Source organism: Bacillus sp. KNSH39 (assembly GCF_052656585.1).
Map to the genome: position 1 here is coordinate 4,684,719 of NZ_JBQXYO010000001.1, position 25,695 is coordinate 4,710,413.

The 25,695-nt window shown below is 35.1% G+C and carries 32 protein-coding genes and 1 pseudogene; 27 read left to right on the plus strand and 6 right to left on the minus strand.

What is annotated here, in order from left to right:
• Nucleotides 1-7: 7 nt before the first annotated feature.
• Nucleotides 8-820, minus strand: coding sequence for a non-homologous end joining protein Ku (ku, locus tag ACUL40_RS23950; protein ID WP_000557740.1), 813 nt, complete (start codon nt 818-820; stop codon nt 8-10).
• A gap of 352 nt (nt 821-1,172) precedes the next feature.
• Between ku and ACUL40_RS23955 the strand changes: the two genes are divergently transcribed.
• From ACUL40_RS23955 to ACUL40_RS23970, 4 genes are all read left to right on the plus strand, one after another.
• Nucleotides 1,173-1,454 (plus strand): YkvA family protein, encoded by a 282-nt coding sequence (locus ACUL40_RS23955; protein WP_000733844.1) that lies wholly within the window; start codon nt 1,173-1,175, stop codon nt 1,452-1,454.
• A 17-nt stretch (nt 1,455-1,471) separates the two neighbouring features.
• Nucleotides 1,472-2,077, plus strand: a complete 606-nt coding sequence (locus tag ACUL40_RS23960) for a DedA family protein (RefSeq protein WP_000435017.1) — start codon at nt 1,472-1,474, stop codon at nt 2,075-2,077.
• Between the two features lie 98 nt (nt 2,078-2,175).
• Complete coding sequence (locus tag ACUL40_RS23965; RefSeq protein WP_001277537.1) at nt 2,176-2,544, plus strand: DUF3992 domain-containing protein; 369 nt, start codon at nt 2,176-2,178, stop codon at nt 2,542-2,544.
• A gap of 20 nt (nt 2,545-2,564) precedes the next feature.
• Nucleotides 2,565-2,909 (plus strand): DUF3992 domain-containing protein, encoded by a 345-nt coding sequence (locus ACUL40_RS23970; protein WP_106823068.1) that lies wholly within the window; start codon nt 2,565-2,567, stop codon nt 2,907-2,909.
• A gap of 56 nt (nt 2,910-2,965) precedes the next feature.
• On the opposite strand, the gene ACUL40_RS23975 is transcribed toward ACUL40_RS23970, so the two are convergent.
• Nucleotides 2,966-3,349: an S-Ena type endospore appendage gene (locus ACUL40_RS23975; RefSeq protein WP_232306849.1), complete on the minus strand. Its 384-nt coding sequence runs from the start codon at nt 3,347-3,349 to the stop codon at nt 2,966-2,968.
• Between ACUL40_RS23975 and ACUL40_RS23980 the strand changes: the two genes are divergently transcribed.
• The 4 genes from ACUL40_RS23980 (at nt 3,234) to ACUL40_RS23995 (ending at nt 6,669) form a co-directional block, all read left to right on the plus strand.
• Nucleotides 3,234-3,482: a hypothetical protein gene (locus ACUL40_RS23980; protein WP_002025365.1), complete on the plus strand. Its 249-nt coding sequence runs from the start codon at nt 3,234-3,236 to the stop codon at nt 3,480-3,482. The genes ACUL40_RS23975 and ACUL40_RS23980 overlap by 116 nt on opposite strands.
• Nucleotides 3,483-3,743: 261 nt before the next feature.
• A complete protein-coding gene (locus tag ACUL40_RS23985) occupies nt 3,744-6,203 on the plus strand; it encodes a LamG-like jellyroll fold domain-containing protein (RefSeq protein WP_445422754.1) in 2,460 nt (819 codons plus the stop codon).
• A gap of 79 nt (nt 6,204-6,282) precedes the next feature.
• A complete protein-coding gene (locus ACUL40_RS23990; RefSeq protein ID WP_000435797.1) occupies nt 6,283-6,486 on the plus strand; it encodes a hypothetical protein in 204 nt (67 codons plus the stop codon).
• Between the two features lie 12 nt (nt 6,487-6,498).
• On the plus strand, nt 6,499-6,669 hold the full coding sequence (locus tag ACUL40_RS23995) for a hypothetical protein (protein WP_001174839.1): 171 nt from the start codon (nt 6,499-6,501) through the stop codon (nt 6,667-6,669).
• A 28-nt stretch (nt 6,670-6,697) separates the two neighbouring features.
• Here the strand turns inward: ACUL40_RS23995 and ACUL40_RS24000 are convergent, their stop codons facing one another.
• Entirely contained in the window at nt 6,698-8,158 is a 1,461-nt protein-coding gene (locus ACUL40_RS24000) for an amino acid permease (protein WP_210734248.1), read from the minus strand.
• Nucleotides 8,159-8,263: 105 nt separating this feature from the next.
• Here ACUL40_RS24000 and ACUL40_RS24005 point away from each other — a divergent pair, with 105 nt between their 5' ends.
• The 9 genes and pseudogenes from ACUL40_RS24005 (at nt 8,264) to ACUL40_RS24045 (ending at nt 15,967) form a co-directional block, all read left to right on the plus strand.
• Nucleotides 8,264-9,487 carry a cation:proton antiporter gene (locus tag ACUL40_RS24005; RefSeq protein ID WP_060852387.1) on the plus strand — a complete coding sequence of 408 codons (1,224 nt, stop codon included), beginning with the start codon at nt 8,264-8,266 and terminating at the stop codon, nt 9,485-9,487.
• 124 nt (nt 9,488-9,611) lie between these two features.
• Nucleotides 9,612-9,926 (plus strand): hypothetical protein, encoded by a 315-nt coding sequence (locus ACUL40_RS24010; protein ID WP_000704958.1) that lies wholly within the window; start codon nt 9,612-9,614, stop codon nt 9,924-9,926.
• Between the two features lie 29 nt (nt 9,927-9,955).
• A complete protein-coding gene (locus ACUL40_RS24015; RefSeq protein WP_000648168.1) occupies nt 9,956-10,819 on the plus strand; it encodes a MurR/RpiR family transcriptional regulator in 864 nt (287 codons plus the stop codon).
• Between the two features lie 155 nt (nt 10,820-10,974).
• Nucleotides 10,975-11,859 carry an N-acetylmuramic acid 6-phosphate etherase gene (murQ, locus tag ACUL40_RS24020; RefSeq protein WP_000892350.1) on the plus strand — a complete coding sequence of 295 codons (885 nt, stop codon included), beginning with the start codon at nt 10,975-10,977 and terminating at the stop codon, nt 11,857-11,859.
• Nucleotides 11,860-11,883: 24 nt separating this feature from the next.
• On the plus strand, nt 11,884-13,248 hold the full coding sequence (locus ACUL40_RS24025) for a PTS transporter subunit EIIC (protein WP_065381884.1): 1,365 nt from the start codon (nt 11,884-11,886) through the stop codon (nt 13,246-13,248).
• 48 nt (nt 13,249-13,296) lie between these two features.
• On the plus strand, nt 13,297-14,370 hold the full coding sequence (locus ACUL40_RS24030; RefSeq protein WP_445422753.1) for a DUF871 domain-containing protein: 1,074 nt from the start codon (nt 13,297-13,299) through the stop codon (nt 14,368-14,370).
• A gap of 152 nt (nt 14,371-14,522) precedes the next feature.
• On the plus strand, nt 14,523-14,927 hold the full coding sequence (locus tag ACUL40_RS24035) for a DoxX family protein (protein WP_001077751.1): 405 nt from the start codon (nt 14,523-14,525) through the stop codon (nt 14,925-14,927).
• A 154-nt stretch (nt 14,928-15,081) separates the two neighbouring features.
• On the plus strand, nt 15,082-15,483 hold the full coding sequence (locus tag ACUL40_RS24040; protein ID WP_001126706.1) for a nuclear transport factor 2 family protein: 402 nt from the start codon (nt 15,082-15,084) through the stop codon (nt 15,481-15,483).
• Nucleotides 15,483-15,967, plus strand: a pseudogene (locus ACUL40_RS24045) (PRK06770 family protein). The gene ACUL40_RS24040 and the pseudogene ACUL40_RS24045 overlap by 1 nt, the downstream one beginning before the upstream one ends.
• Before the next feature lie 34 nt (nt 15,968-16,001).
• Here ACUL40_RS24045 and ACUL40_RS24050 read toward each other — a convergent pair.
• Nucleotides 16,002-16,913 (minus strand): DMT family transporter, encoded by a 912-nt coding sequence (locus ACUL40_RS24050; RefSeq protein WP_001146242.1) that lies wholly within the window; start codon nt 16,911-16,913, stop codon nt 16,002-16,004.
• Between the two features lie 205 nt (nt 16,914-17,118).
• Here ACUL40_RS24050 and ACUL40_RS24055 point away from each other — a divergent pair, with 205 nt between their 5' ends.
• Both ACUL40_RS24055 and ACUL40_RS24060 read left to right on the plus strand, forming a co-directional pair.
• Nucleotides 17,119-17,613: an Lrp/AsnC family transcriptional regulator gene (locus ACUL40_RS24055; protein ID WP_000446097.1), complete on the plus strand. Its 495-nt coding sequence runs from the start codon at nt 17,119-17,121 to the stop codon at nt 17,611-17,613.
• Between the two features lie 129 nt (nt 17,614-17,742).
• A complete protein-coding gene (locus tag ACUL40_RS24060) occupies nt 17,743-18,198 on the plus strand; it encodes an N-acetyltransferase (protein ID WP_000686663.1) in 456 nt (151 codons plus the stop codon).
• A gap of 80 nt (nt 18,199-18,278) precedes the next feature.
• On the opposite strand, the gene ACUL40_RS24065 is transcribed toward ACUL40_RS24060, so the two are convergent.
• The gene (locus tag ACUL40_RS24065; RefSeq protein WP_336766386.1) at nt 18,279-19,049 is read right to left on the minus strand and encodes an SDR family NAD(P)-dependent oxidoreductase; all 771 of its coding nucleotides are present in this window, start codon (nt 19,047-19,049) and stop codon (nt 18,279-18,281) included.
• 134 nt (nt 19,050-19,183) lie between these two features.
• Here ACUL40_RS24065 and ACUL40_RS24070 point away from each other — a divergent pair, with 134 nt between their 5' ends.
• From ACUL40_RS24070 to ACUL40_RS24095, 6 genes are all read left to right on the plus strand, one after another.
• On the plus strand, nt 19,184-19,543 hold the full coding sequence (locus tag ACUL40_RS24070) for a MerR family transcriptional regulator (protein ID WP_000288068.1): 360 nt from the start codon (nt 19,184-19,186) through the stop codon (nt 19,541-19,543).
• Nucleotides 19,544-20,325: 782 nt separating this feature from the next.
• Entirely contained in the window at nt 20,326-20,916 is a 591-nt protein-coding gene (locus ACUL40_RS24075; protein WP_063220057.1) for a VanZ family protein, read from the plus strand.
• Between the two features lie 297 nt (nt 20,917-21,213).
• Nucleotides 21,214-21,558 carry a DMT family transporter gene (locus ACUL40_RS24080; protein ID WP_000790626.1) on the plus strand — a complete coding sequence of 115 codons (345 nt, stop codon included), beginning with the start codon at nt 21,214-21,216 and terminating at the stop codon, nt 21,556-21,558.
• A gap of 2 nt (nt 21,559-21,560) precedes the next feature.
• Nucleotides 21,561-21,875, plus strand: a complete 315-nt coding sequence (locus ACUL40_RS24085; protein ID WP_000539671.1) for a DMT family transporter — start codon at nt 21,561-21,563, stop codon at nt 21,873-21,875.
• A gap of 152 nt (nt 21,876-22,027) precedes the next feature.
• Nucleotides 22,028-22,606 (plus strand): TetR family transcriptional regulator, encoded by a 579-nt coding sequence (locus ACUL40_RS24090; RefSeq protein WP_002025356.1) that lies wholly within the window; start codon nt 22,028-22,030, stop codon nt 22,604-22,606.
• Nucleotides 22,607-22,818: 212 nt separating this feature from the next.
• Nucleotides 22,819-24,021, plus strand: a complete 1,203-nt coding sequence (locus ACUL40_RS24095; protein WP_445422752.1) for an MFS transporter — start codon at nt 22,819-22,821, stop codon at nt 24,019-24,021.
• Between the two features lie 33 nt (nt 24,022-24,054).
• On the opposite strand, the gene ACUL40_RS24100 is transcribed toward ACUL40_RS24095, so the two are convergent.
• Complete coding sequence (locus ACUL40_RS24100) at nt 24,055-24,393, minus strand: winged helix-turn-helix transcriptional regulator (RefSeq protein WP_061113258.1); 339 nt, start codon at nt 24,391-24,393, stop codon at nt 24,055-24,057.
• A 169-nt stretch (nt 24,394-24,562) separates the two neighbouring features.
• Here ACUL40_RS24100 and ACUL40_RS24105 point away from each other — a divergent pair, with 169 nt between their 5' ends.
• Both ACUL40_RS24105 and ACUL40_RS24110 read left to right on the plus strand, forming a co-directional pair.
• Nucleotides 24,563-25,102 (plus strand): ester cyclase, encoded by a 540-nt coding sequence (locus ACUL40_RS24105; RefSeq protein ID WP_234574362.1) that lies wholly within the window; start codon nt 24,563-24,565, stop codon nt 25,100-25,102.
• Between the two features lie 23 nt (nt 25,103-25,125).
• Nucleotides 25,126-25,674 (plus strand): NAD(P)H-dependent oxidoreductase, encoded by a 549-nt coding sequence (locus ACUL40_RS24110; protein WP_000789191.1) that lies wholly within the window; start codon nt 25,126-25,128, stop codon nt 25,672-25,674.
• The last annotated feature ends 21 nt before the right edge of the window (nt 25,675-25,695 follow it).

A 25,695-nucleotide genomic window follows, 5' to 3' on the forward strand; every position in this document is an offset into this window, starting at 1 on the left:
GTCAATTTTATTTGGCCTCTTTTTCTGCTTTATTTTCTCTTTTTATTTTTGCTTGTTCAATACTTGCCTGTAATGTCTCCATAATATTGATGATGTTTGGAGTTGGAGAGATTGTTTCGGTTTTTTCCTGTTGTTCAATTTTGTTTTCGATTAGTTCGGTAAGGGCTTCTTTATACTCATCTGTATACATCTCTTGTTCAAAAGGATTTGTAAGATGGTGGATTAAATTGATTGCTGCTGTGAGTTCTTGTTTTTGAATCGGATAATTTTCGTTACTTGGTAAGTTAGGTGTATTTGTTATATCGCGAATTTCATTAGGGTAGTGAATAGTTTGTAATATAAGCCCATCTTCAAAGTTACGGATAATAGCTAAATGTTGTTTTTTTCTAATGGAAATATGGATAAGACCAAGTTTATTCGTACGTTCAAGTGCTTCTTTTAATAATAAATATGATTTTTCATGTCCTGAGGTAGGGCCTATAAAATAAGAACGATCGTAGAGAACAGAATCAATTTCGTTATTTTGGACAAAAGATATAATACGAATAGATCTTGGTTCGTGAGCTTTTTGCAACTCAGCTAATTCTTTTTCATCCATAATAATGTACTTATGGGGTGCGTATTCATAGGCTTTTACAATATCTTTATCATCAATTTCTTCATCCGTACAATCAGGAGCAAATTTTTTATATTTAATAGGTGTTAAGCATTCTTTATGAAGACTTAAAAATTTTATATCGTTTTCTTCTACGGCACTGTATAGTTTGATTCCTATATTTAATAGTCCAAGTGAAAGTGCGCCTTTCCATACGGTATGCAAATGAAACATCTCCTTTCATTCAAAAACGATTATGTATATTATGAGATAGTAAGAAATTTCCTATACGTTTATTTGTTTTTAGTAAAGAGTAAGCGAGAGAGCTTGAGATATAAAATATATTGACAAGCCCCCCAAAATATTTTAATGTGATTGTATAAAATTGTGTATATAAAGGGGAGTAACTTATTACAGTAAAGTCGTCATTACAGGGAGAAACCCTCGGCTTTATTGGCAACGTTTCGTTGTTAGTGAGACCTTTACCAGCAATGGTAAAGGCCCCTTATTGTCTTTTTTAGGACCCTTACCATGTTTGGTAGGGTCCTTTTTGTATACAAAGAGAGGAGATATAAAAATGAAAAAACTTATTAGTAGATTAAGAGTTGTATTTCATGTTCGCCGATTTGTTCCATTCCTATTTGACTTTTTCACTTCAAAAGAGGTTTCAATAAAGAAGAAAATTTTATCTATTGCGTTTTTAGTTGGTTATGTTGCGATGCCGCTCGATTTAATTCCAGACTTCTTACCGTTTATCGGTATTTTAGATGATATTGGAATTGTATTATTTATTTTGAACCGAATTGTAAAAATGGCGCCAGTTCAATTACAAGAAAAGCATAACGTAAACGTAGGATAGGAGTTGGGGTAGAAAATATGGAGCAAATTATTTTAGATATAATCGAGTTTTTAAAGCAATTTTCTTATTTTGGAGTTGTGTTAGCATTAACGTTTGAATTTATTCCAGCAGAAGTAGTTTTGCCCATGGTTGGTTATTGGGTGTACGAGGGAGATATGAATTTTTGGCTTGCTGTATTAGCCGGAACCCTCGGCGGAACGACAGGACCTTTAACGTTATATGCACTCGGTTATTACGGTGGTCGTCCTCTATTAATAAAATACGGGAAATACTTCTTCATTAAAGAAGAACAAATTCAAAAAGCAGATGATTTCTTTGAGAAATATGGACCGGTTGTAGCATTTGTTGGACGCTTTGTGCCAGGAGTTCGAACGCTTATTTCTGTTCCATGTGGTATGGCGAAAATGAACATATGGAAATTTAGCATATATACATTTGTAGCAATGTTCCCGTTAACGACTTTGTATGTTTATTTTGGAATGAAATTAGGTCCACATTGGGAAAAGGCAGCGGACGTTGTTGGACAATATATGCTACCAATATTAGGAGGCGTTATTCTTATCGTTGCTAGTATCTTTGTCTATAAATATATGAAGAAAAGAAATAAAACGGAATCTATTTAGTCATTTGAATATTTTTTGAAAATAGATGAATAGTACAGGCAAAAGACTCTGAGGGACATACACATATAGGGAATATAAAAGAGAGAGGGGAAACAACTATGTCTTGTGAGTGCTCAGGGTCAGCATTAACTTGTTGTCCAGATAAAAATTATGTGCAAGATAAAGTGTGTAGTCCGTGGTCTGCTACTGTAGTTGCAACAGCAATTGATAATGTTCTCTATACAAATAATATTAACCAAAACGTAATTGGTACTGGCTTTGTTAAATATGATGTTGGACCAGGCCCAATTACTGTAGAGGTACTTGATTCTGCTGGGGGTACAATTGATACACAAACATTAAACCCAGGAACGAGTATTGCTTTTACGTATCGCCGCTTTGATAGTATACAAGTTGTGTTACCTGCAACACCTGCTGGAACGTATCAGGGAGAATTTTGTATTACAACACGTTATCCACTTTCATAGCAGAATAGGAGAGGATCGAAATGGGAATGAGAAGTTCCAGTTTGTCTTGTTGTTCTAATAAAACACTTGTGCAAGACCAAGTATGTACAGACTGGTCTATTACAGGTGCTGGTACTCAAATTGTATATACAAATAATATCACGCAAGAAGTATATGGTTCAGGTTACGTGAAGTATGATGTAGGTGCCAACCCGATTACAGTTGATTTTTTAGTAGGTGCAATAGTGGTTGATACAATTACTGTACAACCACAAAGTAGTGGTACTTTCACTGTCCGATATTTTACTACTGTCCGAATTACTACGACAGGAACGACTGTTAATCAAGGAGAGTTTTGTATTACAGTACGTTATCCAATCTCATAAAAAGCATACCGTGAACGGTATGCTTTTTATATTAAGGAAATAATGAAATTGGTATTCTATAAGCAACATGTAAATTCGCAACAGTACTTGCCTTCTAAATATAGTGAAGGATTACTTGTTATATTGATAATATTGATCGACTGTAGGTCTTTTCCTGTGTACGATATTGTATTACCAGGAAACACAGTGAAAATATTGGTTACTGTTCCAACGATTTGAATTGTAATTGCTTCGTTGCTGCTAGTACTATTGTAAACCGAGACAGTACCTGATATAAGTAGTATCCCATCACTTTGCCATAGTATCATTAATTGTGATGTATCTTTGGCAGAGGAGATGGTGTTATTAGTTATGAGGAAATTCCCTGCAAATTCATTTGTTACTCGCTCGCAATTTGGATTTGGAGGAGGGGGCGGTGGACAAGGGTCTGGACAAATAATAGATAAAGGAGCGAAACAGCCGATATTTTTTTTATTCTTCAATACAACCCCTCCTTTTAAGTTGTCTTTTATTACTATTAAATGTAAAAGCATGGCCGATGTGTTAAAAAAAGAAGGAAATATTAAAAATTAAGATTGTCTAATAGGCTTAAACCTTAACTTATCATTAGTGTTATAGAAAAGATTATATGTGAATAGTCATAGGAAAAGAATGATCAGACTCTTTTAGACAAAAGGTGGTTGTATACAATAGTACGAGTAATGTTGAACTTAATTTCTAATTAACTGTATATTTACAAAAATCTAATAAAGTTCATTTGTTATTTAAACGACATTAACATGTATTAGATAAAATAGCCCTTGTAATGAATCAATTATTATGAGGAGGATTCACGTGGACAGAAATGCTTTAAGAAAAGTAAAAGGCCTTATTGGATTATTAATGGTTTTTGTATTAGCATTCGTATCATTTCCATGGAGTACATCAGTCAAGGCGGAAGAGAAAAAGCAAGAAAAGGCATCAAGTGAGAAGAAGATAGTTTTTCCAGTTGTAAGTGATGTGCATATTAAAAACAGTGGAACAGATGATACGTTTCGCTGGAAAAGAGCGATTGAACAGTTTAATACACTAGCACCAAAGCAAGATGCATTTGTTATTGTAGGTGATTTCACAGATACAGGATCAGTGCAGCAATATGATCGTTTCATGCAAGTGTATAATGAAAATGCAAATAAAGATGCCGTGAGAATGAATTCTCTTGGTAACCATGATTATTGGAACGGTTTATCTGTAGAGGGCGCACAGAAGCGTTTCTTAGAAAAAACAGGTATGGAATCAATTTATTATCATAAAGTGGTAAAAGGTTATCACTTCCTTGTTATGTCTCCAGAGAATGGAACAACTCATGGCTATTATTCGGACAAGCAAATTAATTGGTTAAAAGAAGAAATGGCAAAAGCGCAAAAAGATGATCCAGAAAAACCGATTTTTGTATTTTTACATCAACACATTAAAGAGACAGTATACGGTAGTCATGAATGGGGAACACAAGATAGCGCAAAAATTAATGCAGTATTAAAAGAATACCCACAAGTTATTACGTTTTCAGGTCATTCACATTATCCATTAGATGATCCGAGATCGATACATCAAAAAGACTTTACATCAGTTGGTACATCTTCAGTAAGTTATATGGAAGTTGAAGGTGGTAAAGTACAAGGGAATATCCCGCCAGGAGCTAGTACGTTAAGCCAAGGTTTATTAGTAGAAGTAGATGATAAAGAAGTAACGATTAATCGTCGTGATTTCCATACGAATTCTTGGACAGGCGAGCCTTGGAAAATTAAATTACCAGCAAAGAAAGACACATTTACACATGTAGAAGATCGTGATAAAGAAAAGCCTTACTTTGCTAAGGATGCAAAGCTTGCTGTATCAAATGTAACAGAAAATGCGGCAACAGTAACATTCCCACAAGCATTGGACAACCTCCTTGTTCACTCTTACCGTGTGCAGGCTAGAGATAAGCAAACGGGTGAAATAAAAAATAAATTGTTAGCATTCTCAGAGTTTTATCGTGATCCAGTGCCGAAAGATCTTACGTTTACGCTTGCGGGGTTAGATGGCGGGAAAACATATACACTTGAAGTCGTTGCAATTGATTCGTTTGGTAATGAAAGTGTGCAGCCGTTAACGGCAGAAATTACTACGAAAAAAGATGATATTGATCCGAATGTAAAAGTGCCAAAGGCTGATGTTTTTGATGTGAATTTTGCAGATGGTACATTTAAAGACAATTCACCATTTGGAACAAAAGGTGATGTGAAGGGCAATGTGACTATTGAATATGATAAAGCATTGAAAAAGAATGTTATGAAGTTAAACGGACAATCTAATACATTTGGATACCTTCCATTTTCAGCAGCACAAAAAGAGAAAGTAGCAAATACATTTACGTTAGAAACGGTATTTTCAATGAATCAAATCCGTGGACAAGGTATTTTGCAAAATACAGAGAGCGGTGGAATTGGATTTGAGTCTACCGGAAGCGGCTATGTTGAATTATGGGCTCACATTGGCGGCAGTTATAAACGTGTTGGAGTTCAATTAGAAGCAAACAAAACATATCACTTAACAGGAACGTATAACGGAAGTGAAGTAGCTATTTATGTCGATGGTAAAAAAGTAAATAGCCAACCAGCTACTGGGAAAGTATATCATCCAAATGTACCATTTGTACTTGGAGCGGATCCTGATAGTAACGGCAATGGTGGTATTCCGTTAAACGGTAAAATCGCGCTTGCGAAATTATATAGTAAAGCGTTAAGTTCTTCAGAAGTATTAGCAGCGTACAATGAGTTTTCTAACCGTACGAAGTTAGAGCAAGTAAATGCGTTATATGAAGAACTTGGAAAAGTAAAAGAAGTGTTAGCTGGTACGTATGAGTTTGGTGATAAGCCAGGTCAATATTCAAAGGAAGCATTTCAAGAACTAGAGAAAAGCTATAATAATGCAAAACAAGTGTTTGAAAATATAGGAAGTACGGGAGAGCAAATCGTTCAAACATATAACGAATTAAAAACAGCTAATGTAACATTTGTACAATCTAAAGTAGTAGAACAACCGAAAACACCGAAAGAAAAATTACAAATCAATATTGAATCTGCAAAAGTAGTAGTGAAAAAAGCGCAAGATGCAAATGTAACGGACGGTTCAGTGAAAGCACTGAGTCAAAAAATTACAGTGGCCGAAGCTGTAGTGAAAGATGTAAAAGTAAAAGATGCACAGGTAGAAACGATGAATCGTACATTAGAGTATACGATTTCACTCGTTGAAAAAAGCATAAACAAGTAAGAGAGAAGAAAAGAAGCTTATCATGATAGGCTTCTTTTTTGTTATACTAAAAATAGCATAGAATGAAGGAGCGAATAATTTGGAACAGAAAAAGCTAAAAAGAATTCTTGAATATGTATGGATCGCGGTTGTGCTCCTTGTAGGATATTATTTCTTAAAAGAAAAAAGTATATGGGTTTTATTTTTAATGACGTTTTTATTAGCGGGTTTAGGCACGTTATTTATTAATTTCTTCTTTGATAGTTTAAATGCCTGGAAGAATAAAAAGAAGGGAACGAAGTAAAGGAGGGAATATATGCAAAAGTGGAAGCTCATATATCAGGTGATTATTTTCCTATTGCTTGTAGGTATTGGAATTGTGAAATACGCAACGCCAATAGGAAATTGGGCATGGTTTACAGCTTGCATCGGCATATTTTTCATTTTACAATCGTTGACGAAAAAATATAATAGTACAGAAAGATAGCTCGCCGCTAAAACGGCGAGCTATTTTGTTATGCTTTTTTCTTTTCATCATTTGTTTTTTCAATAGCTAAATGACTATGTTTCCTAGAGTAGAAGAAATAGAAGCATAAGCCGACCATAAGCCAAACTGCAAAGCTAATCCATGTTGTTTTAGACAAATTGATCATTAAATATAAGCAGCAAAGAATCGCGACAACTGGTAATACAGGTACGAAAGGTGTACGGAATCCACGTTTTAAATCAGGGTGTGTTTTTCGTAAAATAAGTACTGCGCAGCAAACGAATGTAAAGGCTGTTAACGTACCGATGTTTACTAAATTCGCTAGCAAATGTAAGTCTAAAAGGCCTGCTAATAAAGCAGCAACAACGCCAGTAATCCACGTATTTAATAAAGGGATTTTTACTTTTTTATTTACACGTGCTAACGCTTTTGGAAGTAAACCGTCACGGCTCATCGCATACGAAACGCGAACTTGTCCATACATAACGACTAAGAGAACGGTTGTCATTCCAGTCATCGCTCCAACAGCGAGTAGTCCTGCAATTGTATCCTCACCAACGAAATGCAATGCAAATGCAACTGGATCAGAAACGTCTAATTGCGTATAAGGAACCATACCTGTTAAAACGAAAGATACGATCATATATAAAACAGTACAAATAAGAAGAGAACCGATAATACCAATTGGTAAGTCACGCTGCGGTTTTTTCGTTTCTTCTGCAGCTGTTGCGATTGCATCAAATCCTAAGAAGGCGAAGAACACAGTGGCAGCCCCAGTAATAATACCGTCGTATCCGAATGGGATGAACGGTGTCCAGTTTTCAGGTTTTACATATTTTGCACCTGCTACGATAAAGGCGATAATAACGGCTAACTTGATAAGAACCATAATATTATTAATGCGTGCGCTTTCGCGTATACCAAAACTTAAAAGGCCCGTAATAAGAAGTAAAATACAGACAGCAGGTAAATCGATGAGACCACCTTTTCCTACGCCGGGGGCCGAGGCGATTATGGCGGGCAGGTGTATATTGAACCCTTGTAGTAATGATTGCAAATAACCAGACCAACCGACAGCTACTGCTGCAACGGCAAGTAAATATTCGAGCATTAAACACCATCCGACGATGAAGGCGACGACTTCTCCGACTGTCATGTATGCGTAAGTATACACACTTCCTGAGACAGGAATAGAAGAAGCAAATTCAGCGTAACAAAAGGCTACACAAGCACAAGTAAATGCAGCAATAAGGAATGATAGCATAATACCAGGACCAGAATGTTTTGCTGCAACAATACCTGTTAATACAAAGATCCCTGTCCCAATTACGGCGCCGATTCCTAAAAATGTTAAATCGAGTGCAGTTAATGTTCTAGCTAGCTGCTTTGGTGATTCAGTACTAAGCGCTTTTTTTCGTAATAATGACTTCACTTTGGACTCTCCCCCCGTTTTTTCATTTCCATAACTGCGACTATAGTATGAGTCCATTAAAAAAGAGTAAGTAAGGAAGTGGAGGTGCAGTTATGGTATGTAGTTTTTTAAAATTGCTGGATTAATCTTAATATAATTCAGAATATTTTGTCAAATGAAAATATGACAAATAAAATGCGGATCAATAGGGGAAACTACTTGCAGAAATGGACGGGGGTTAACGACCCACTGATTAAAGTTAAAGTAGGAGCAGATGCTATGTTATTTTATTTTGAACTTGTCGTCATTTTACTTTGTACGAAATTAGCTGGTGACATTAGTGTAAGACTTGGTCAGCCTTCTGTACTTGGTAAGTTAATTGTTGGTATTATTATCGGTCCGGCTGTACTTGGTATTATTAATAGTTCTGAACTGATTGATGAATTGAGTGAGATTGGTGTTTTGTTACTTATGTTTATGGCGGGACTTGAAACAGATTTAGAAGAGTTAAATCGGAATTTGAAATCGTCGTTTGCAGTAGCGGCCGGTGGAATTATTTTTCCTTTCATCGGTGGTTATGTAACAGGATTGCTGTTTGGATTAATACAATCCCATGCCATTTTTTTAGGGTTATTACTTTGCGCAACATCGGTTAGTATTACGGTGCAGACGCTACGTGATCTAGGAAAAATGAATACGAGAGAAAGTACAACCATTTTAGGTGCTGCCGTATTTGATGATGTCATTGTCGTTATTTTATTAGCATTTGTAATGAGTTTTTTAGGAACGCAAGATGTGAATATAACACTGGTCATTGTAAAGAAAATTATTTTCTTTGTAAGTATTGTTTTTATTGCTTGGAAAGTCGTTCCTTGGATTATGAAAATGCTTGTCCCGCTTCGTGTAACAGAAGCGTTAATTAGTGCAGCTCTTATTATTTGCTTCTCTTTTTCTTATTACAGTGAAATGATGGGAATTGCAGGCATTATTGGAGCATTCGCAGCAGGAATTGCTATTTCTCAAACAGAGTATAAGCATGAAGTGGAACATAAAATTGAACCGATTGCTTATGCAATATTTGTTCCAGTATTCTTCGTAAGTATCGGAATGGAAATTACATTTCAAGGCATTGGAAGTCAGCTTTGGTTCATTATTATTATGACTCTCGTTGCGATTTTCACAAAGTTAATCGGATCCGGCTTAGGCGCAAGACTGACAGGATTTAATCGCCAATCTTCTATCAGTATTGGTGCGGGGATGGTATCACGTGGTGAAGTAGCGCTTATCATCGCAGCAAATGGACTTACGGCGAATTTATTAGCGAAAGAAAATTTCACAGCGATTGTTATTGTTGTTATATTGACGACGATTATTACACCGCCACTTTTGAAGAAATATTTTGTATAGACAGGAAGGGCTTATCTGATGTAGGTAAGCTCTTTTTTTATTCCCAAAAGCAATGATCATATAGCATGAAGGGTTTGTAATTATGGTAAAATCTATGTATGTGATATGACAAGGAGAGGGAAGTGTGAAGATTACGAAGGAGAAGGTTATCGGTGTAATCGTACTTATTGCAGTATGTATACCATTTACTGCATGGAAAGAATCAAAAGTGAAAGATTTTCCGGTTTCTATTTTTTCGGAAGAAGCAGATGGTGAGTACGGTCAGAAGCTGAAATATACTGCTTTTTTACCTGATGTTGCGATTTGGATGAACGGTTGGGAAAAGAAGTGGACAGAGGGGGAAAGAACTGTTTATCAAAAAGGGAATCGCATTGTAAATGTGTTTCATCCTCCTGGCGATGATGGTTATTACCTTCTTGAAGCAAGAGAAAATAAGTGAACGCAACCGTAAGAAGTGGAGGTTAAATAGTGAAAGCTTCAACATTACTATTTAAAATTGAAAGTAATATGGATCAATTTTCACCAGCTGAGAAGAAGGTTGCCATGTACATAATGGAGAATGCAGAGATTGTACCGAATTTAACGACGAAAGAAGTGTCAACGAATGCTGGCGCAAGTGAAGCGAGTGTCGTTCGCTTTTGTAAATCGATTGGAATCGGAAGTTTTAAAGCATTTAAGATAGCACTCGTTCGTGAATTAACGATTGCTGATTATAATATTAACGATTTTTCAGTGATGAATACAGAAGATGGACCGTATGATTTATTTAATAAAGTTACTTATGTGAATAAAGCTGCAATTGAGGCGAGTGTTACTGCGATAGATAAGAAGGAACTTGAGAAAGCAGCGGATCGTATCGTCAATGCGGGCAAAATTATATTTTACGGCGTAGGTGGATCAGCTACGCCAGCGATGGATGGGGCGTATAAATTTACACGGCTTGGATTTACAGCGATGATGCTATCTGATTTTCATATGATGTTGCCGCTTGTGACGAATTTAAAAGAAGGCGATATATTTGTTGCGATTTCAACATCTGGTCGAACGAGAGATGTGCTTGAAATGGCGCAGTATGCAAAGAGACAAGGTGCAACTGTTATTGGAATTACGAAATTAGATCAATCATCACCCCTATATAAAGAAGCGGATATTCGCCTTTGTATGCCAGATGTAGAACAAGATCATCGTATTGCGAGTATTGCTTCGAGAATGACACAATTGAATATGATCGATGCTTTATATGTTATTACTTTCAATCGAATTGGTAATAAAGTATTGGATCAATTTATGGAGACGCGAGAAGAAGCGTTGCGGTTACGGAAGTTAAAGTAGAAGAAAAGATGAGGAGACTCATCTTTTTTATTATCTTTGACACAAATATGTCATGTTGTGAAATTTTATTTCATAAAATAAGAAAGGGTTGTTGATTTTTAGTTTCTTAAAGTTATAATAAAAGTGTGAAATATAATTTCAAAGAGGGTGGAAATATGTTAGAAAATTTATCGACAGAACATCGTAATGAGAAAACAATGAATCTGGATGAAATGAGCATAAAAGAAGTATTGCAAAGTATGAATGAAGAAGATCGAACTGTTGCGTTAGCAGTTGAAAAAGAGATAGAACAAATTGAAAAGGTTGTACAGACTGTTATTAAATCTTTTGAAGAAGAGGGACGCTTAATTTACATTGGTGCTGGTACGAGTGGTCGTTTAGGTATCCTAGATGCAGTGGAATGTCCGCCGACATTTGGCACGGATGATAAAATGGTGCAAGGATTTATAGCAGGTGGATTGAAAGCGTTTACTAAGGCGGTGGAAGGTGCCGAAGATCGCGAAGAGTTAGCAGAAGAAGATTTAAAAAGTATTGGATTAAATGAGAAAGATACAGTGATTGGAATTGCTGCCAGTGGCAGAACTCCTTACGTAATTGGCGGCTTGAAATACGCACAGAGCGTAGGAGCGAGTACAGCGAGTATTTCTTGTAATAAAAATGCTGAAATAAGTAAATATGCAAATTTAAATGTGGAAGTAGAAACAGGTGCAGAAATATTAACAGGATCAACGCGTTTAAAAGCTGGTACAGCACAAAAATTAGTGCTGAATATGATTTCAACAGCTTCGATGATTGGTGTAGGAAAAGTATATAAAAACTTAATGGTAGATGTTCAATCCACAAATGAAAAGTTAGTAGAACGGTCAAAACGAATTATTGTGGAAGCAACAGGCGCTAGTTATGAAGTAGCGGCAGAGTATTATGAAAAGGCAGAACGTAACGTAAAAGCTGCCATTGTTATGGTGTTGTTGCAGTGTGAGTATGGGGAAGCACTGGAGAAACTAAAATACGCAAAAGGGTTTGTGAAGAAAGCACTATAAAGTAATAGGGAGGGGGATTCTATTATGAAGAAAGAAGAGAGAATGGCCAAGGAAATTTCGGAGCAACTTGGTGGAATAAAAAATATTCGTAGTATTGCTCATTGTATGACGAGACTACGTTTAACGCTTCATGATGAAAGTAAAGTAAATATGGACCTTTTGAAAAAAGTTGAAGGCGTTATGGGTGTTATAGAAGATGAGACGCTTCAAGTTGTCGTTGGTCCGGGAACAGTAAATAAAGTGGCAGCTGAAATGGAAGGTTTGACAGGACTACGAATTGGTGAGGTAGCAGATCATCACCTTGAAGATATTGGGCAAGAGATGAAATCAGAGATTAAGAAGAAAAATAATACACCGGTGAAAAACTTTTTACGAAAAATAGGAAGTATTTTCATTCCGTTAATTCCAGGACTTGTTGCGTCAGGAATTATAAACGGGATTGCTAACTTTGCGAAAAACGCTGGTGCTGATCCAAATGCAACGTGGTTACAAATGTTACTACTCATTGGCGGCGGTATCTTTACATTCTTAGGAATTTTAGTCGGCTGGAATACAGCGAAAGAATTTGGCGGGACACCGGTTCTTGGGGCAATTGCTGGTATTTTAATTTTCAACCCGGCGATGGCAAACGTAAAATTGTTTGGTGAAGCATTAGTGCCCGGACGGGGCGGATTGTTTGCAGTTATTTTTGCAGCATGGCTTATGGTTGTAGTGGAAAGACAAGTTCGAAAAGCAGTGCCAAACGCAGTTGATATTATCGTGACACCACTCATTACTGTATTAGTTGTAAGTATCGTAACGATGTTAGCCATTCAGCCATTAGCAGGTTTCTTATCAGATGGTATTACGAGCGGAATTAATGCTATTTTAAATATTGGCGGAGCATTTGCTGGCGCAGTACTTGCGGGAACATTTTTACCTCTCGTTATGGTCGGATTGCATCACGGTTTAACACCAATTCATATGGAATTTATTAATCAAACACACGTAACACCTTTATTACCAGTGCTCGCAATGGCTGGTGCTGGCCAAGTGGGCGCAGCAATTGCGATTTATGTGAAAACAAAAAACAAACGACTTCGAAATGTAATTAAAGGTGGATTGCCAGTTGGCTTTTTAGGAATTGGTGAGCCGTTATTATACGGGGTGACATTACCACTTGGGAAACCGTTTATTACTGCTTGTTTAGGAGCGGCTGTCGGTGGTGCATTCCAAGCAGTTATGCAAACAGCTTCTCTTGGAATTGGCGTATCAGGGCTATCTTTAATTCCGTTAATTGCTGACAATAAATATTTACTCTATTTCTTAGGTTTAGTAATTGCATATGCTTTCGGATTTATCTTTACGTATTTCTTCGGATTTAAAGAAGAAATGGCAGAAAACATATAGAGAAAGGGATTCCTTTCTCTTTTTCTATTAATAGAAAGGGAGATTTATATGATCGGAGTTTCCATTTATCTTTCAAAAGAACGAGTAGAGAAACAAGAAGAGTGGCTAAAAGTAGCGAAGGAAAATGGGTTTACATCTATTTTTACATCACTGCACATTCCAGAAGATGATCCAAATACGTATAAAGAGTTAATTCAAATATTAGGGAAACAAGCTCTTGCACATGAAATGGAGTTAATGGTTGATGTTTCTCCAAAATCGTTACATCATTTAGGGCTAATATATGAAAATGTGGAAGAACTATTGGACTGGGGCATTACCGGTTTAAGAATGGATTACGGCATTGCGCCAAAAGAAATTGCAAGCGTATCTCATAAGATGAAAGTAGCTTTAAATGCGAGTACGATTACAAAGCCATTTTGGAAAGAATTACTTGCAGAACATATAAGAGTAGAGAATGTAGAAGCGTGGCATAATTTTTATCCACGTCCAGAGACGGGACTAGCAAAGTCCTTCTTACAAAAACAAAATCAATATTTACAGGAGTGCGGAATAAAAACGATGGCATTTATTCCAGGAGATGCGGAAAAACGTGGTCCGTTATATGAAGGGTTACCAACGTTAGAAAAACATCGCAATATGCGCCCGCTTGAAGCGTACTTAGAACTTGTTCAAGATTGTGGTGTTGATAAAGTATTGATTGGAGATATAAGCGCAAGTTTGGAAAGTATGCAAGAAGTAGCTAGTGCGAGTAGAGGGATTATTCCATTGCGTTACAAATCATTTATAACTGATAAAGAAGTATTAAAAGTGGTGGAGCAAGTGCATACAAATAGACTAGATCCAGCTCGTGATGTTATTCGATCTGTAGAATCAAGGGAAGGAAATAGAGTGGTGTTACAGCCGATGCATACAATTGTAAGAAAGAAAGGCAGTATTACAATTGATAATGAATTGTACGGTAGATATGCAGGGGAGATGCAAGTTGCTACACATGATTTACCTGTAGATGAGAAAGTGAATGTTGTTGGAATAGTTGTGGAAGAGGACGTTTCTTTACTGCCTTATATTGGCGCTGGAAAAATGTTTCAACTTTTTCTATGCGATAGAATAAAAGCTTGAATTAGCGCTATTTTGTAGGAAAACATTATCCGTAAAACGGATAATGTTTTTTGTTTTCTTTAAAAAAGTATTTGACGAATGAAATAAAATACCGTATTGTTTTGACTTGTAAATAAAAGTTCACCATAACAAAACAAAAAGGAGAGTTCAAAATGAATCAATATATTGGGAATTTAATTATTCGTATCGTGTTAGGAGTTACGTTCTTTGCACACGGTTTAGCAAAGTTTCAATCAGGTATCGATAATGTAGCAGGATGGTTTACAAGCATCGGTTTACCAGGTGGCCTTGCATACGGCGTAGCAACTGTAGAATTAGTTGGTGGTATATTATTAATTATCGGTTTAGGTGTACGATATGTAGGATTGTTATTCGCTCTTATTTTAGCTGGAGCTATCGTAAAGGTAAATGGAGCAGCAGGTTTATTAGGAGATGGAAAGAATCCAGGATATGAATTAGATCTTGCATTATTATCAATGGGTGCGTATTTATTCGTAGTAAAAGCAGAAGGATATGTAGATCGTTTCTTAAAAGAGAAAGTAATGAAAACGAAGTAAATTTTATTTATAAATTGTTGACTTGAAGAATTATTGTAACTATAATGATTACAATTAATGAATTACGAATGAAACAATTTAAATATTTTTTTACACAAGATGTAACTGTATAGGTTACATCTTGTGTAAAAATAAATAAACGGGAGGAAGTAATATGCCTAAATCAAATTTAGAAATTATTCAAAGCACGTATGAAGGATCAGCTTCTTCGAATGCAAAGCATTTAGCAGAAGCCCTCTCTGAAAAAGTGGAATGGACAGAGGCAGAAGGTTTCCCGTATGGCGGAACATATACAGGCGTAGAAGCTATAATGGAAAATGTATTTAGCCGTTTAGGATCAGAATGGGATGATTATAAAGCAAGGGTAAATACATATCATGAAGTAAACGGAAAAGATGCAATTATTGCTGAAGGTATGTATTCTGGAGTTTATAAAGAAACAGGAAAATCATTTGAAGCAGAATTTGTTCATGTATGGCAACTTGAGAACGGAAAAATCGTGAAGTTTAAGCAATATGTAGATAGTCATATTGTTAGGGAAGCGATGAAGAGATAATGCTTTTTAAATGGATCTTAGGTATATGCATTACAATTATAGTAATTTTCTCGTCTATAGTTGGCGGAAAGAAATTGCTTGCATATGTGGAAAAAGAAAATGAAAATATTCAAATCGAGCGAGCGGCAAACGAAAAAGAGAAAAAGCTGCAGAAGAAGCTCCGCAAATTAGTGAAGGTGAAATTATTTCTACTATGCATAAAATGGTGCACCAAAAGGTAAAATCCTCTGAAAAATGGGGATTTGTAGAGATGACAAAAAAGGAAATTTCTAATGTAAAAAGAGATATTGAAAATAGTACAGGTTTTCAATATAAAATGAAGTTATTTTCTATTATAAATAGATGGGAAAAAGGAGATTTTTCTCAAACTGTTGAGGAGCATAACTTTTTATGGAGCCTTCAAGGTGGAGATACTGGCAAGGCGACGGAACGTTTATCGCCAGAAGAGGAAAAGCAGTATATAAAAGAAATGAAGAGAAAATAAAAACATCGCCAACCCAGATGACGATGTTTTTTCATTAAGAATGTTTTCGCATTAAAGGTCTAACAGGCTGAACGGCAACAGTTTTGAAATGAGAAAATAAATAACATCCTGTTACAACGACAATTGTCCCTAAAATTTGTATCCACGTTAATTCTTCTCCGAGGAATATGAATGCTAAAATGGCTGTGAAAATTGGATTGAAGTTTAGAAAAATACCTGATGTAGTTGCGCCTAATTTTTGTACGCCAATATTCCAAAATACCATACAAAGAACTGTCGAAATAAGCCCAGTATATAAAAGTGATGTGATGAAAGAAGTATTTATATTTGAAACAGTGAAGCTACCTATGTTAAACGGTAGTAATAAAATAACGCCGAAAATACCAGAGTACAACGTTGCCATAAGTGGTGTAGTTGTTTTTGTTGCCCATTTACTACAAACAGAATAGATTCCCCAAATACAAACTGCTGCAATCATCCATAAATCGCCGCTATTAAAATGTAGTGAAAATAAAAGCGAGAAATCACCTTTTAATAGGACGAGGATAACCCCGAAGAATGAAAGAATCATGGATAGGATTTGAAGTGTATTTACTTTTTCTTTTAGAAATAATACTGAAAATAATGCGATTGAAATTGCATTCAATGTAGAGATAAGACCTACATTCGTAGCGGATGTTTTTTCTAATGCTAAAAATTGAAAGATGTTAAAAAGAGCGACCCCTGAAATTCCCATCAATATTAAAGGAAGTATTGCGGTACGTGGTGGAAGGATTTTCTTTTCTTTAAACCATACCATCGGTAATAAACAAACAATCGCAATCATCCATCTTAAATTTGTCAATGTCATCGGCGATGCATGATCGACGAGTGATTTTCCAACGACAAAATTTCCTCCCCATAATAAGCTCGTTAGTAATAGTAAAAAGACGTAAAAATAAGGCATGCTAAAATCCCCTTTTTTGTAATCAATACGAATTGTAAATAATTTTAGCATTTTTCTTTATTATGTAATATATTCTTTTGTATAATGGTGAAAACTCGATAAAATCTTTAGTTGAGAATGATATTTACGGAATGATATTCAGTTTTTTGTAAGGTATAAGGTGTTTTTTCGAATAATCATCGGTAAGAAAAAAGGGGGAATTGTAATGGAGTCGTCTGTTATTAAAGTGTTGGATGATTTGGATGTACAAATTTTAGATATATTGCAGAAGGAGTCACAAGTAAGTAATGCAGAGCTGGCACGTCGCGTTAATTTATCACCGGCTGCGATGCATGCAAGAATAAAAAGATTGGATGGGGAAGGTTTCATCGATAAGCAAGTTGCGATTTTAAATCAAGAAAAGCTTGGGTTTGATTTATTATGTTTTATTTTTATGAGTACGAATATTCATCAATTTGACAAGTTGGAAGTGTTGGAGAAAGAATTAGAATCGATGCCGGAAGTGTTAGAATGTCACTGTTTAACAGGAGAGTACGATTATTTATTAAAGGTTGCAAATCGTGATCGTAAAGAACTAGAGCAGTTTATTAGAAAGTTGAATAAGCTTGGTATTACAAGGATACAGACAAGTTTAGCACTTCGTGAAATTAAATATTCGACGGTATTGCCGATACGAAATGAGGAACCGAGCATCGATTAGATTGCTTGGTTTTTTGTTTGTATAAATTGATTGACGAGGAGAAAAGAGAGATGTATTATTATATAAAATTATGAATTAAAATTCATTTTAAGTTATAAATATTAATATTGAGGGGCAAGGGGATGTAATATGAAAATCTGTAATGCAGTGACGAGTGATGTGAAAGAAATTTATAGTCTTATTGAGGTTTATGCAAAAGAGGGAGTTGTTTTACCACGTTCTCTTTTGTCTCTTTATCAATATTTGCAATGTTTATATGTTATGAAAGAAGATGAGAGAATTGTTGGAGTTGCTGGATTGCATGTATTAGGAGAAGATCTTGCAGAAATACGATCGTTAGTAGTTTCGCATACATATGCAGGGAAAGGGATAGGGCGTATGCTTGTAAATCATGTAATGGAGGAAGCTACGAAAATAAATGTAAGAAGAGTAATTTCCTTAACATATGAAACAGTATTTTTTCAAAAGTGTGGATTTGATTTTATAAATAAAGAAGCGTTGCCAGAGAAAGTATGGATTGATTGTAGACATTGTCCAAAGGTGGATTATTGTGATGAAGTGGCGATGGTGCGGTATGTTGGATGAAAATTTTATAGAGAAAAAGTTCCCACTATTATTTACATATATAGTGGGAACATATATTTCCATAAGAAATGGACAGGTTATTAAGAATTTGAATTCTTTTGTCTCACGGCAAAATTATAAAGTGGATCTTTAAGTTCATAGTTATACGTTAAACCGTCGACAATTCCTACAACTTTATCATTATCATAAAGGTCGAGCATAAATTGTGCCATTTGTTTTGCAGTGTGGAATTTTGGTACAACATTATCGTATTGGAATTCATCAATATCAAATGAACGCTTCGCAAATTCTGTTTCAGTTGCAGCAGGAGCTAAAACTTTTGCTTGCAGTTTTGCGCCTTGTTCTTTCAGTTCGTGAGACAGCCCTTCTGTAAATGCACTTACATAGAATTTCGTAGCGCAATACGTAACAGCATCAGCAACAATTGTGTATCCGCCGCCCGATGAAACGTTAATAAGCTGTGTTCCGTCAACCATTGAATAATCTCGAACGAAAAGAGAAGAGAGTATTGTTAGTGCTTCTATATTGACATGCAACATCGTCTCGATTTTATTTAAATTTTGTTCAGCAATTGAGGCGAAATTACCAAAACCTGCATTGTTAATCCACGTTTCAATTTGAAAAGCTTGTAGGCTTTCATAAAGTTTATAAACATCTTCAGTAACAGATAAATCAGTTTTTCGAATGACAACATCCAATTCTGGATGCATTTCGTTAATTTTCAATTTTAATTCGTTTAATTCTTCTTGTCTTCGAGCTACAAGTACTAAATTTTTTCCGCGAGATGCAAATGCTAAAGCTGCTTCATAACCAATTCCGGAACTTGCGCCAGTAATAACAGTGTATTTCATATAAAATCCCCCTAAATTCAAATTCATTTATGGTTAGATTGTATTTGTTAGAGTATACTCTAAGTCAAACGTTTTTTATAAATTTGATACGGTTATAAAATATATGAGGGTAAGCATGTGAAGGGAGTTTTAGTATGTACACAATTAGCGAGGTAGCAAAATTATTAGGCGTGAGCACACATACACTACGTTATTATGAAAAGGAAAATATATTAATTGCAAATCGTGATACAAATGGAAATCGACTTTACGAAGAGTCACATATAAAGTGGTTGCAGTTTGTAATGAAATTAAAACAAACGCAAATGCCAATAGCGAAAATAAGAGAATACGCTAGATTATATACAGAAGGGGAGCATACAACAGAAGCTCGTTTACAGCTCCTAGAAGATCATAGGAAATCTATTCAGATTCAAAGAGAAAACTTAGAAGTTACAGAGAAGATGCTCGAGAATAAAATTAGTGCATACAAAAACTTATTGGAAAATAAATAGATGGTTGTTATGTGATGAAAAATGGATTTGATCTATGAGTATTTCATCATAAGTGTGCGGACAAATAAAAAAGAGCAGCTAGCAAAAGCTAACTGCTCCATTCAAGGGATCTCTCCAAGGGGGAGTGGAGAAAATATTATGTTACTAGCAGTATTGACAGATTATTGAGAAATATACAGTGGACGATAGAATTTTTTCTAACTACATGTGGAATCAGAAATAAATTGTCTGGTAGGACAGTTTATTCGACTATTTACAGACTGATTGAATCTTCATTTTATGTTTAATTTATCTGCTTATCGTTGATAATTAGCTATTTTTTTACTGAAAAATAATAGCTTTAACAATAAAGTTTATAAATAAAATAAACATAGTTATATATTACATTATATTTATAATATAATGTGAATTATGAAGTAAATCTATTATGGATAATAACAAAGAATATGTAAGCAGACTAGGTTATTCTTATCCTGATATTACTTATAAATAAACTAACAATGATAGATGGTGATTTAACAATAGAACAGGGGATAAAAATAAAAGATGCATTCAAGAATAAATTTGAAAATAAATAAGAGTTGAAAAAACTAATTATTATTTCATTCCACAATAACTAGTAGGGAAATTTCTAACTCAAAATTAGGCTGAAGCAAAGAAGTTAGTGGGCAGTCGTGCTGTCCGTTAATGTCCGATTGGTTCAATTAATAATCAGTGTATAATGAACAAAATTCCTACTGATTAAGTTTTACTTTATATATTATTTAAGGAGTTACGTTAAAATGGCGACATATTTTACAAGAACTTTTTCCGAGATGATTCAATTTAGTCCCCCGTATGTTTCACCTATTATTGGAACAATATTTTTAATAATAGCGATAATACTTATATGGAAATACAAAAAAAACGACCTCTCTTTAAAGTTTTTGATCTTACGATTATTGCTAGTAAGTGTATCTTTTATTTATACAATGGGAGTATTAATAATTACAAGAATCGAGGCGATACCGTGGTCTATTTATGAAAGAGTGCTTGAGAATAAATCTATTTTTAAATTTTCTACACCACAATTAATTCCTTTTGATTCTATAATTCATATATTAAATATATATGGAATCGGAACTGTTATTTTAGGTAATATATTACTTTTATTACCACTAGGATTTTTTCTGCCGTTATGGTTTCGAAATCTATTCAATTCTTATGTAGTAATATTCTTAATCATATTAACGTCAACAACAATCGAATTTTTACAATATCTTTTTGGGGTGGGAATACCTAATGTTGATGATGTGTTATTAAATACGATAGGAGGAGGAATTGGATATGGTTTACTAAAAGTAATCGTATGTTTTAAAAGTACATACAAATAAATAATACACATGAATAATAAGGGGATGCTTGTATATCAATTCGTATCGTATTCCCTTATTCTAAATTTCTGCACATATTTATTATGAAAATCGATTCTTGACACAGTATGATTTATTCATATACAATATGCATGAATGACATTCAGTCATTTTCTGTGGCAGGATGTAGTTAGTTTGAAAACGGAACAAATATAAATGGTAAATGAGGATGATAGTTGTTTATATATAGTAGTGATGAAAGAGCATATTTTTTTTAAAACAAAAATGACTGATAGTCAGTCATAAGAGGTGAGAGGTATGAAAAATAAAGCTTGGTTATATGTCATATTAACATGTATCTTTGAAATTTTTTGGGTGTTTGGTTTTAATACGGCTAATACTTGGTGGCATTGGATTATTATTTTAGGAGTTATCGCTGTTGATTTTCACTTCCTTTCTAAAGCGTGTGAACATCTTGCAACAGGGACTGTATATGCTGTTTTCGCCGGAGCTGGTACGGTAGGTACTTTCTTGATGGATGTATTTCTTTTCGGCGGAAGTTTCAGTGTAGGGAAGTTATTCTTTATCGTGATGGTTGTAGCTGGCGTTATCGGTTTAAAGCTAGCTGATAATAAAGAAGAAACTGTGGAAGGAGCTGCTTAAAGATGGGTTGGTTTTTCGTATTTTGTGCTGCAATTAGTGAAATAGTCGGTGTGATAGGACTTAAAATGTATAGTAAAGATAAAACATTAGCCAATGGTGCGATTTATATAGGCGGGTTTGCTACATCCTTCGCATTCTTGTATACATCTTTCTTATTTTTACAAGTCAGTGTCGCGTATGCGGTTTGGATCGGTATTGGAACAGCAGGTGCCGTTTTATTAAACATGTTCTTGTTTGGGGAGTCGAAAAGTAAAGCGCGTATTATTAGTGTGTTTCTTATTGTATGTGGAGTTACAGGATTAAAGGCACTTTCTTAAAGATATATTGCATTTTTATCTCCTAATTGTTTATTAGGAGATTTTATTATAAAAAAAATGATTTCCTCTTAGAGTTCACTATCATTGACAGTACAATCGATTATCTTATAAAATGAGTGACAGTCATTCAATATGCGTGTGAAAGGGTTTAGATGATGAATAAAAAAGAGAAAATTGTCTATGCAGCTATTGAAGTGTTTCAGGAAAAGGGCGTCGAAAAAACGAAGATTTCTGATATCGTGAAATTAGCTGGCATTGCGCAAGGAACTTTCTATTTATATTTTCCTTCTAAGCTATCTGTTATGCCTGCAATAGCAGAAGTGATGGTTGAAAAGATGATACTTGCAGTGAAAGAAAAAGTACAAAAAGATGTACCTTTTTCAAATAAAGTGGCACAAGTAATCGATGCGGTGTTTCACTTTATAGAGGAATACCGTGAAATACAAGCTTTAATGTATGCAGGTCTTGCATCTACTGAACATATAAAAGAGTGGGAAGCTGTGTATGAGCCTCTTTATATGTGGTTAAGCGAATTTTTAAGTGAGGCGAAAGAAGCCGGTGAAATTCGTGATTCGGTTCACGCAGAGCGAACAGCGAAGTTATTTATCGCTCTTGTTGAATCAGCAGCGGAACAAGTTTATTTATATGATCATAAAGATGATGAGCAAGTGGATTTGCAAAAGGCAGAAGTACTAGATTTTTTAACACATGCACTACATATAAAGAAGTAGTAAGATGAACCTGTCTGAAAAGGTAGGTTCATTTTTGAGGAAAACTGAATGATAGTCATTCACCTAATACTTATGTATGTGTAGAAGGATAGAGTGAAATTCTAATGAGTGGAGGCATCCTCACTCATTACTAGCCCGCAAAGAGCAGGATAAAGAAAAAGCTTCTTGGGTATTATTTTTTGAGAGGAACTTATGGGAAGAGGTGTTAAAAAGTGAAGAAACCGATAAAAGAACAAAAGATGGTATTGGTTATTCTTTTGAGTAATATATTTATCGCTTTTTTAGGGATTGGATTAATCATTCCGGTTATGCCGTCCTTTATGAATGATATGCATTTAACAGGGAAGACGATGGGATATCTCGTTGCAGTGTTTGCAATGGCACAGCTCATTACTTCACCTATTACAGGCCGATGGGTTGATCTTTACGGTAGGAAGAAAATGATAATCATTGGATTATTTATTTTTGGTGTTTCAGAGCTTCTTTTTGGATTAGGAAAAGATGTGTGGATGCTTTATGTGGCAAGGGTGTTAGGCGGAATTAGTGCTGCTTTTATTATGCCTGGTGTTACGGCATATGTTGCGGATATTACATCTATTCAGGAACGTCCAAAGGCGATGGGATACTTATCTGCAGCGATTAGTACTGGATTCATTATAGGGCCTGGAATCGGCGGATTTATTGCAGAATACGGTATACGTGTGCCGTTTTTCGTTGCAGCAGCAATTGCTTTTATAGCATGTGTGATTTCAATCTTTATTTTAAAAGAACCGTTAACGAAAGAAGAACTTGCAGAGATTTCTTCTAATACGAAAGAATCAAGTTTTATTGGTGATTTAAAGAAATCATTACATCCAATGTATGCAATTGCATTTATTATCGTATTTGTACTCGCATTCGGATTATCTGCGTATGAAACGGTGTTTAGCTTATTCTCAGATCATAAATTTGGTTTCTCGCCGAAAGATATTGCAGCAATTATTACAATCAGTTCAATCTTTGGGGTAGTTGTGCAAGTATTTATGTTTGGCAAATTGGTAGACATGTTCGGTGAGAAAGTATTAATTCAAATATGTTTAATTGTAGGTGCAGTATTAGCATTCGTCTCAACTATAGTCTTTAATTATTGGATTGTACTTCTCGTTACTTGCTTCATTTTCTTAGCATTTGATTTACTTCGTCCAGCTTTAACGACGTTTTTATCAAAAGCAGCTGGAAAAGAGCAAGGATTCGTTGCTGGGATGAACTCGACTTATACGAGTTTAGGAAATATCGCAGGACCAGCGATGGGCGGAATATTATTTGATATGAACATTCATTACCCATATGCATTTTCAGGAGTTGTTTTAATAGTTGGTCTCGCTATTACATTTATGTGGAGAGAGAAACAGTTGGCTGAAAGTTTTGCGAAGTAATAAAACCCCTTACGACGGTAAGGGGTTTTTGTTTTATAAACTTAACCCAAACCGTTTTAATTCAATAAAAATCCCCTCTAATTGCTTTCCTTTATCCGTTAATGTGTACTCTACACGAGGCGGAACTTCTGGATATACTTTTCTTGTTATAATGCCTTGCGATTCTAATTCTTTTAGTCGAAGCGATAATGTTTTTGGACTAATCCCATTCATTGATTTTTGTAAATCACTAAAGCGTAATGTTCCTTCGATAAGAAGATCACGAATGATTAAAAACGTCCATTTTGTACGAATTACATCAAGCGTTTTAGCGATAGGACAAGGTATGCCAGGTAAACCTTTCGTTAATTCAACTGGATCTATATTGTTCATGGAACTAGCCTCCATAAAATTTTTTTGGATGAATTTGCTTTATAGTATCACAAAACTATACTTTTGGTAACTATATGAAAAAAATATCACTACTTCCATAAATAAAGTTAGTGCATATACAATAGCAATACGAAACATAAAGGATTTATATGAGGGGGTGGTGATTTCCATGGGGATAAAAAAGTTATTTGGATTCCTTAGTTTGTTTGTTATTTGTATTGTGCTTGTAGCATGCGGCGCGGAACAAAAAGGTGAAGTTCAGTTATTAAAAGAAATGCCAAGGCCAAAAGCAATGACAATTGATCCCTCACTAAGTAAAAAAGAAGCGACAGAAATGGTTCATGCGGCGCAGCGTTTTTATGCATTTTGGGATACAGGTAAGGAGGAACTTATTCCGCAGACTGTTACTGAAAAATTTTTCGATAATACATTGCCGAAAGGGCGACCACAAGGCATTGAAGGATTAAAGTTTGCAGCGCAAAATTTTCGTAAAGTTGTGCCTGATATACATTGTGAGATTGAAGACTTATTAGTTGTTGGTGATAAAGTAACAGCCCGTCTTTCTTTTACAGGAACGCATAATGGTAAGAAAATTAATTTTTTTGCAATTGATATTTTACATGTGAAAGACGGAAAGATAACGGAAGATTGGCATTTAGAAGATAATCTTACACTACAGCAGCAACTCGGCTTAATAGCCGAAGAGTAGATCATATAGGGGAGAGAAAAACGATGAAAAATATATTTATTATAAATGGACATGAAAAATACGGTACAAAGGAAGGACGATTAAATAGAACGTTAGTAGATTATATGGTTACTGTATTAGGCGAGAATCATCATGTGAAAACAACAACGATTCAAGATGGTTACAATATTAAAGAAGAACAAGATAAGTTTTTATGGGCCGATGTTGTTATTTATCAAACACCGATTTATTGGTTTAGTGTACCGGGCTTATTTAAAACGTATATGGATGAAGTGTATGAATACGGTTTGTTCTTTAAAGGTGCAGATGAATATGGAACAGGTGGTTTATTAAAAGAGAAAGAGTATATGTTCTCTACAACTTGGAATGCACCTGAAAAAGCATTTGGAGATAAGACGAAGTTCTTTGAAGGAGAAAGTTTAGAATCAGCGCTTAGTCATTTACACCGCGTGCAAAAGTTTCTCGGTATGAGTCCGTTAAAGAGTTTTGCTTGTTATGATGTGGTGAAGAATCCAGATATTGAGCAATATTTATTGAACTTGAAAGATCACTTAGATGAAGTAATTAAATAATAGTTTATATTTGTATGTGAA

What these genes read in the sequence shown, in the direction of transcription:
- ACUL40_RS23955 (WP_000733844.1), top strand. Translation starts at nt 1,173, where the DNA reads ATGAAAAAACTTATTAGTAGATTAAGAGTTGTATTTCATGTTCGCCGA.
- ACUL40_RS23960 (WP_000435017.1), top strand. Translation starts at nt 1,472, where the DNA reads ATGGAGCAAATTATTTTAGATATAATCGAGTTTTTAAAGCAATTTTCT.
- ACUL40_RS23965 (WP_001277537.1), top strand. Translation starts at nt 2,176, where the DNA reads ATGTCTTGTGAGTGCTCAGGGTCAGCATTAACTTGTTGTCCAGATAAA.
- ACUL40_RS23970 (WP_106823068.1), top strand. Translation starts at nt 2,565, where the DNA reads ATGGGAATGAGAAGTTCCAGTTTGTCTTGTTGTTCTAATAAAACACTT.
- ACUL40_RS23995 (WP_001174839.1), top strand. Translation starts at nt 6,499, where the DNA reads ATGCAAAAGTGGAAGCTCATATATCAGGTGATTATTTTCCTATTGCTT.
- ACUL40_RS24000 (WP_210734248.1), bottom strand. Translation starts at nt 8,158, where the DNA reads ATGGACTCATACTATAGTCGCAGTTATGGAAATGAAAAAACGGGGGGA.
- ACUL40_RS24005 (WP_060852387.1), top strand. Translation starts at nt 8,264, where the DNA reads ATGACAAATAAAATGCGGATCAATAGGGGAAACTACTTGCAGAAATGG.
- murQ (WP_000892350.1), top strand. Translation starts at nt 10,975, where the DNA reads ATGTTAGAAAATTTATCGACAGAACATCGTAATGAGAAAACAATGAAT.
- ACUL40_RS24025 (WP_065381884.1), top strand. Translation starts at nt 11,884, where the DNA reads ATGAAGAAAGAAGAGAGAATGGCCAAGGAAATTTCGGAGCAACTTGGT.
- ACUL40_RS24030 (WP_445422753.1), top strand. Translation starts at nt 13,297, where the DNA reads ATGATCGGAGTTTCCATTTATCTTTCAAAAGAACGAGTAGAGAAACAA.
- ACUL40_RS24035 (WP_001077751.1), top strand. Translation starts at nt 14,523, where the DNA reads ATGAATCAATATATTGGGAATTTAATTATTCGTATCGTGTTAGGAGTT.
- ACUL40_RS24040 (WP_001126706.1), top strand. Translation starts at nt 15,082, where the DNA reads ATGCCTAAATCAAATTTAGAAATTATTCAAAGCACGTATGAAGGATCA.
- ACUL40_RS24050 (WP_001146242.1), bottom strand. Translation starts at nt 16,913, where the DNA reads ATGCCTTATTTTTACGTCTTTTTACTATTACTAACGAGCTTATTATGG.
- ACUL40_RS24055 (WP_000446097.1), top strand. Translation starts at nt 17,119, where the DNA reads ATGGAGTCGTCTGTTATTAAAGTGTTGGATGATTTGGATGTACAAATT.
- ACUL40_RS24060 (WP_000686663.1), top strand. Translation starts at nt 17,743, where the DNA reads ATGAAAATCTGTAATGCAGTGACGAGTGATGTGAAAGAAATTTATAGT.
- ACUL40_RS24065 (WP_336766386.1), bottom strand. Translation starts at nt 19,049, where the DNA reads ATGAAATACACTGTTATTACTGGCGCAAGTTCCGGAATTGGTTATGAA.
- ACUL40_RS24070 (WP_000288068.1), top strand. Translation starts at nt 19,184, where the DNA reads ATGTACACAATTAGCGAGGTAGCAAAATTATTAGGCGTGAGCACACAT.
- ACUL40_RS24075 (WP_063220057.1), top strand. Translation starts at nt 20,326, where the DNA reads ATGGCGACATATTTTACAAGAACTTTTTCCGAGATGATTCAATTTAGT.
- ACUL40_RS24080 (WP_000790626.1), top strand. Translation starts at nt 21,214, where the DNA reads ATGAAAAATAAAGCTTGGTTATATGTCATATTAACATGTATCTTTGAA.
- ACUL40_RS24085 (WP_000539671.1), top strand. Translation starts at nt 21,561, where the DNA reads ATGGGTTGGTTTTTCGTATTTTGTGCTGCAATTAGTGAAATAGTCGGT.
- ACUL40_RS24090 (WP_002025356.1), top strand. Translation starts at nt 22,028, where the DNA reads ATGATGAATAAAAAAGAGAAAATTGTCTATGCAGCTATTGAAGTGTTT.
- ACUL40_RS24100 (WP_061113258.1), bottom strand. Translation starts at nt 24,393, where the DNA reads ATGAACAATATAGATCCAGTTGAATTAACGAAAGGTTTACCTGGCATA.
- ACUL40_RS24105 (WP_234574362.1), top strand. Translation starts at nt 24,563, where the DNA reads ATGGGGATAAAAAAGTTATTTGGATTCCTTAGTTTGTTTGTTATTTGT.
- ACUL40_RS24110 (WP_000789191.1), top strand. Translation starts at nt 25,126, where the DNA reads ATGAAAAATATATTTATTATAAATGGACATGAAAAATACGGTACAAAG.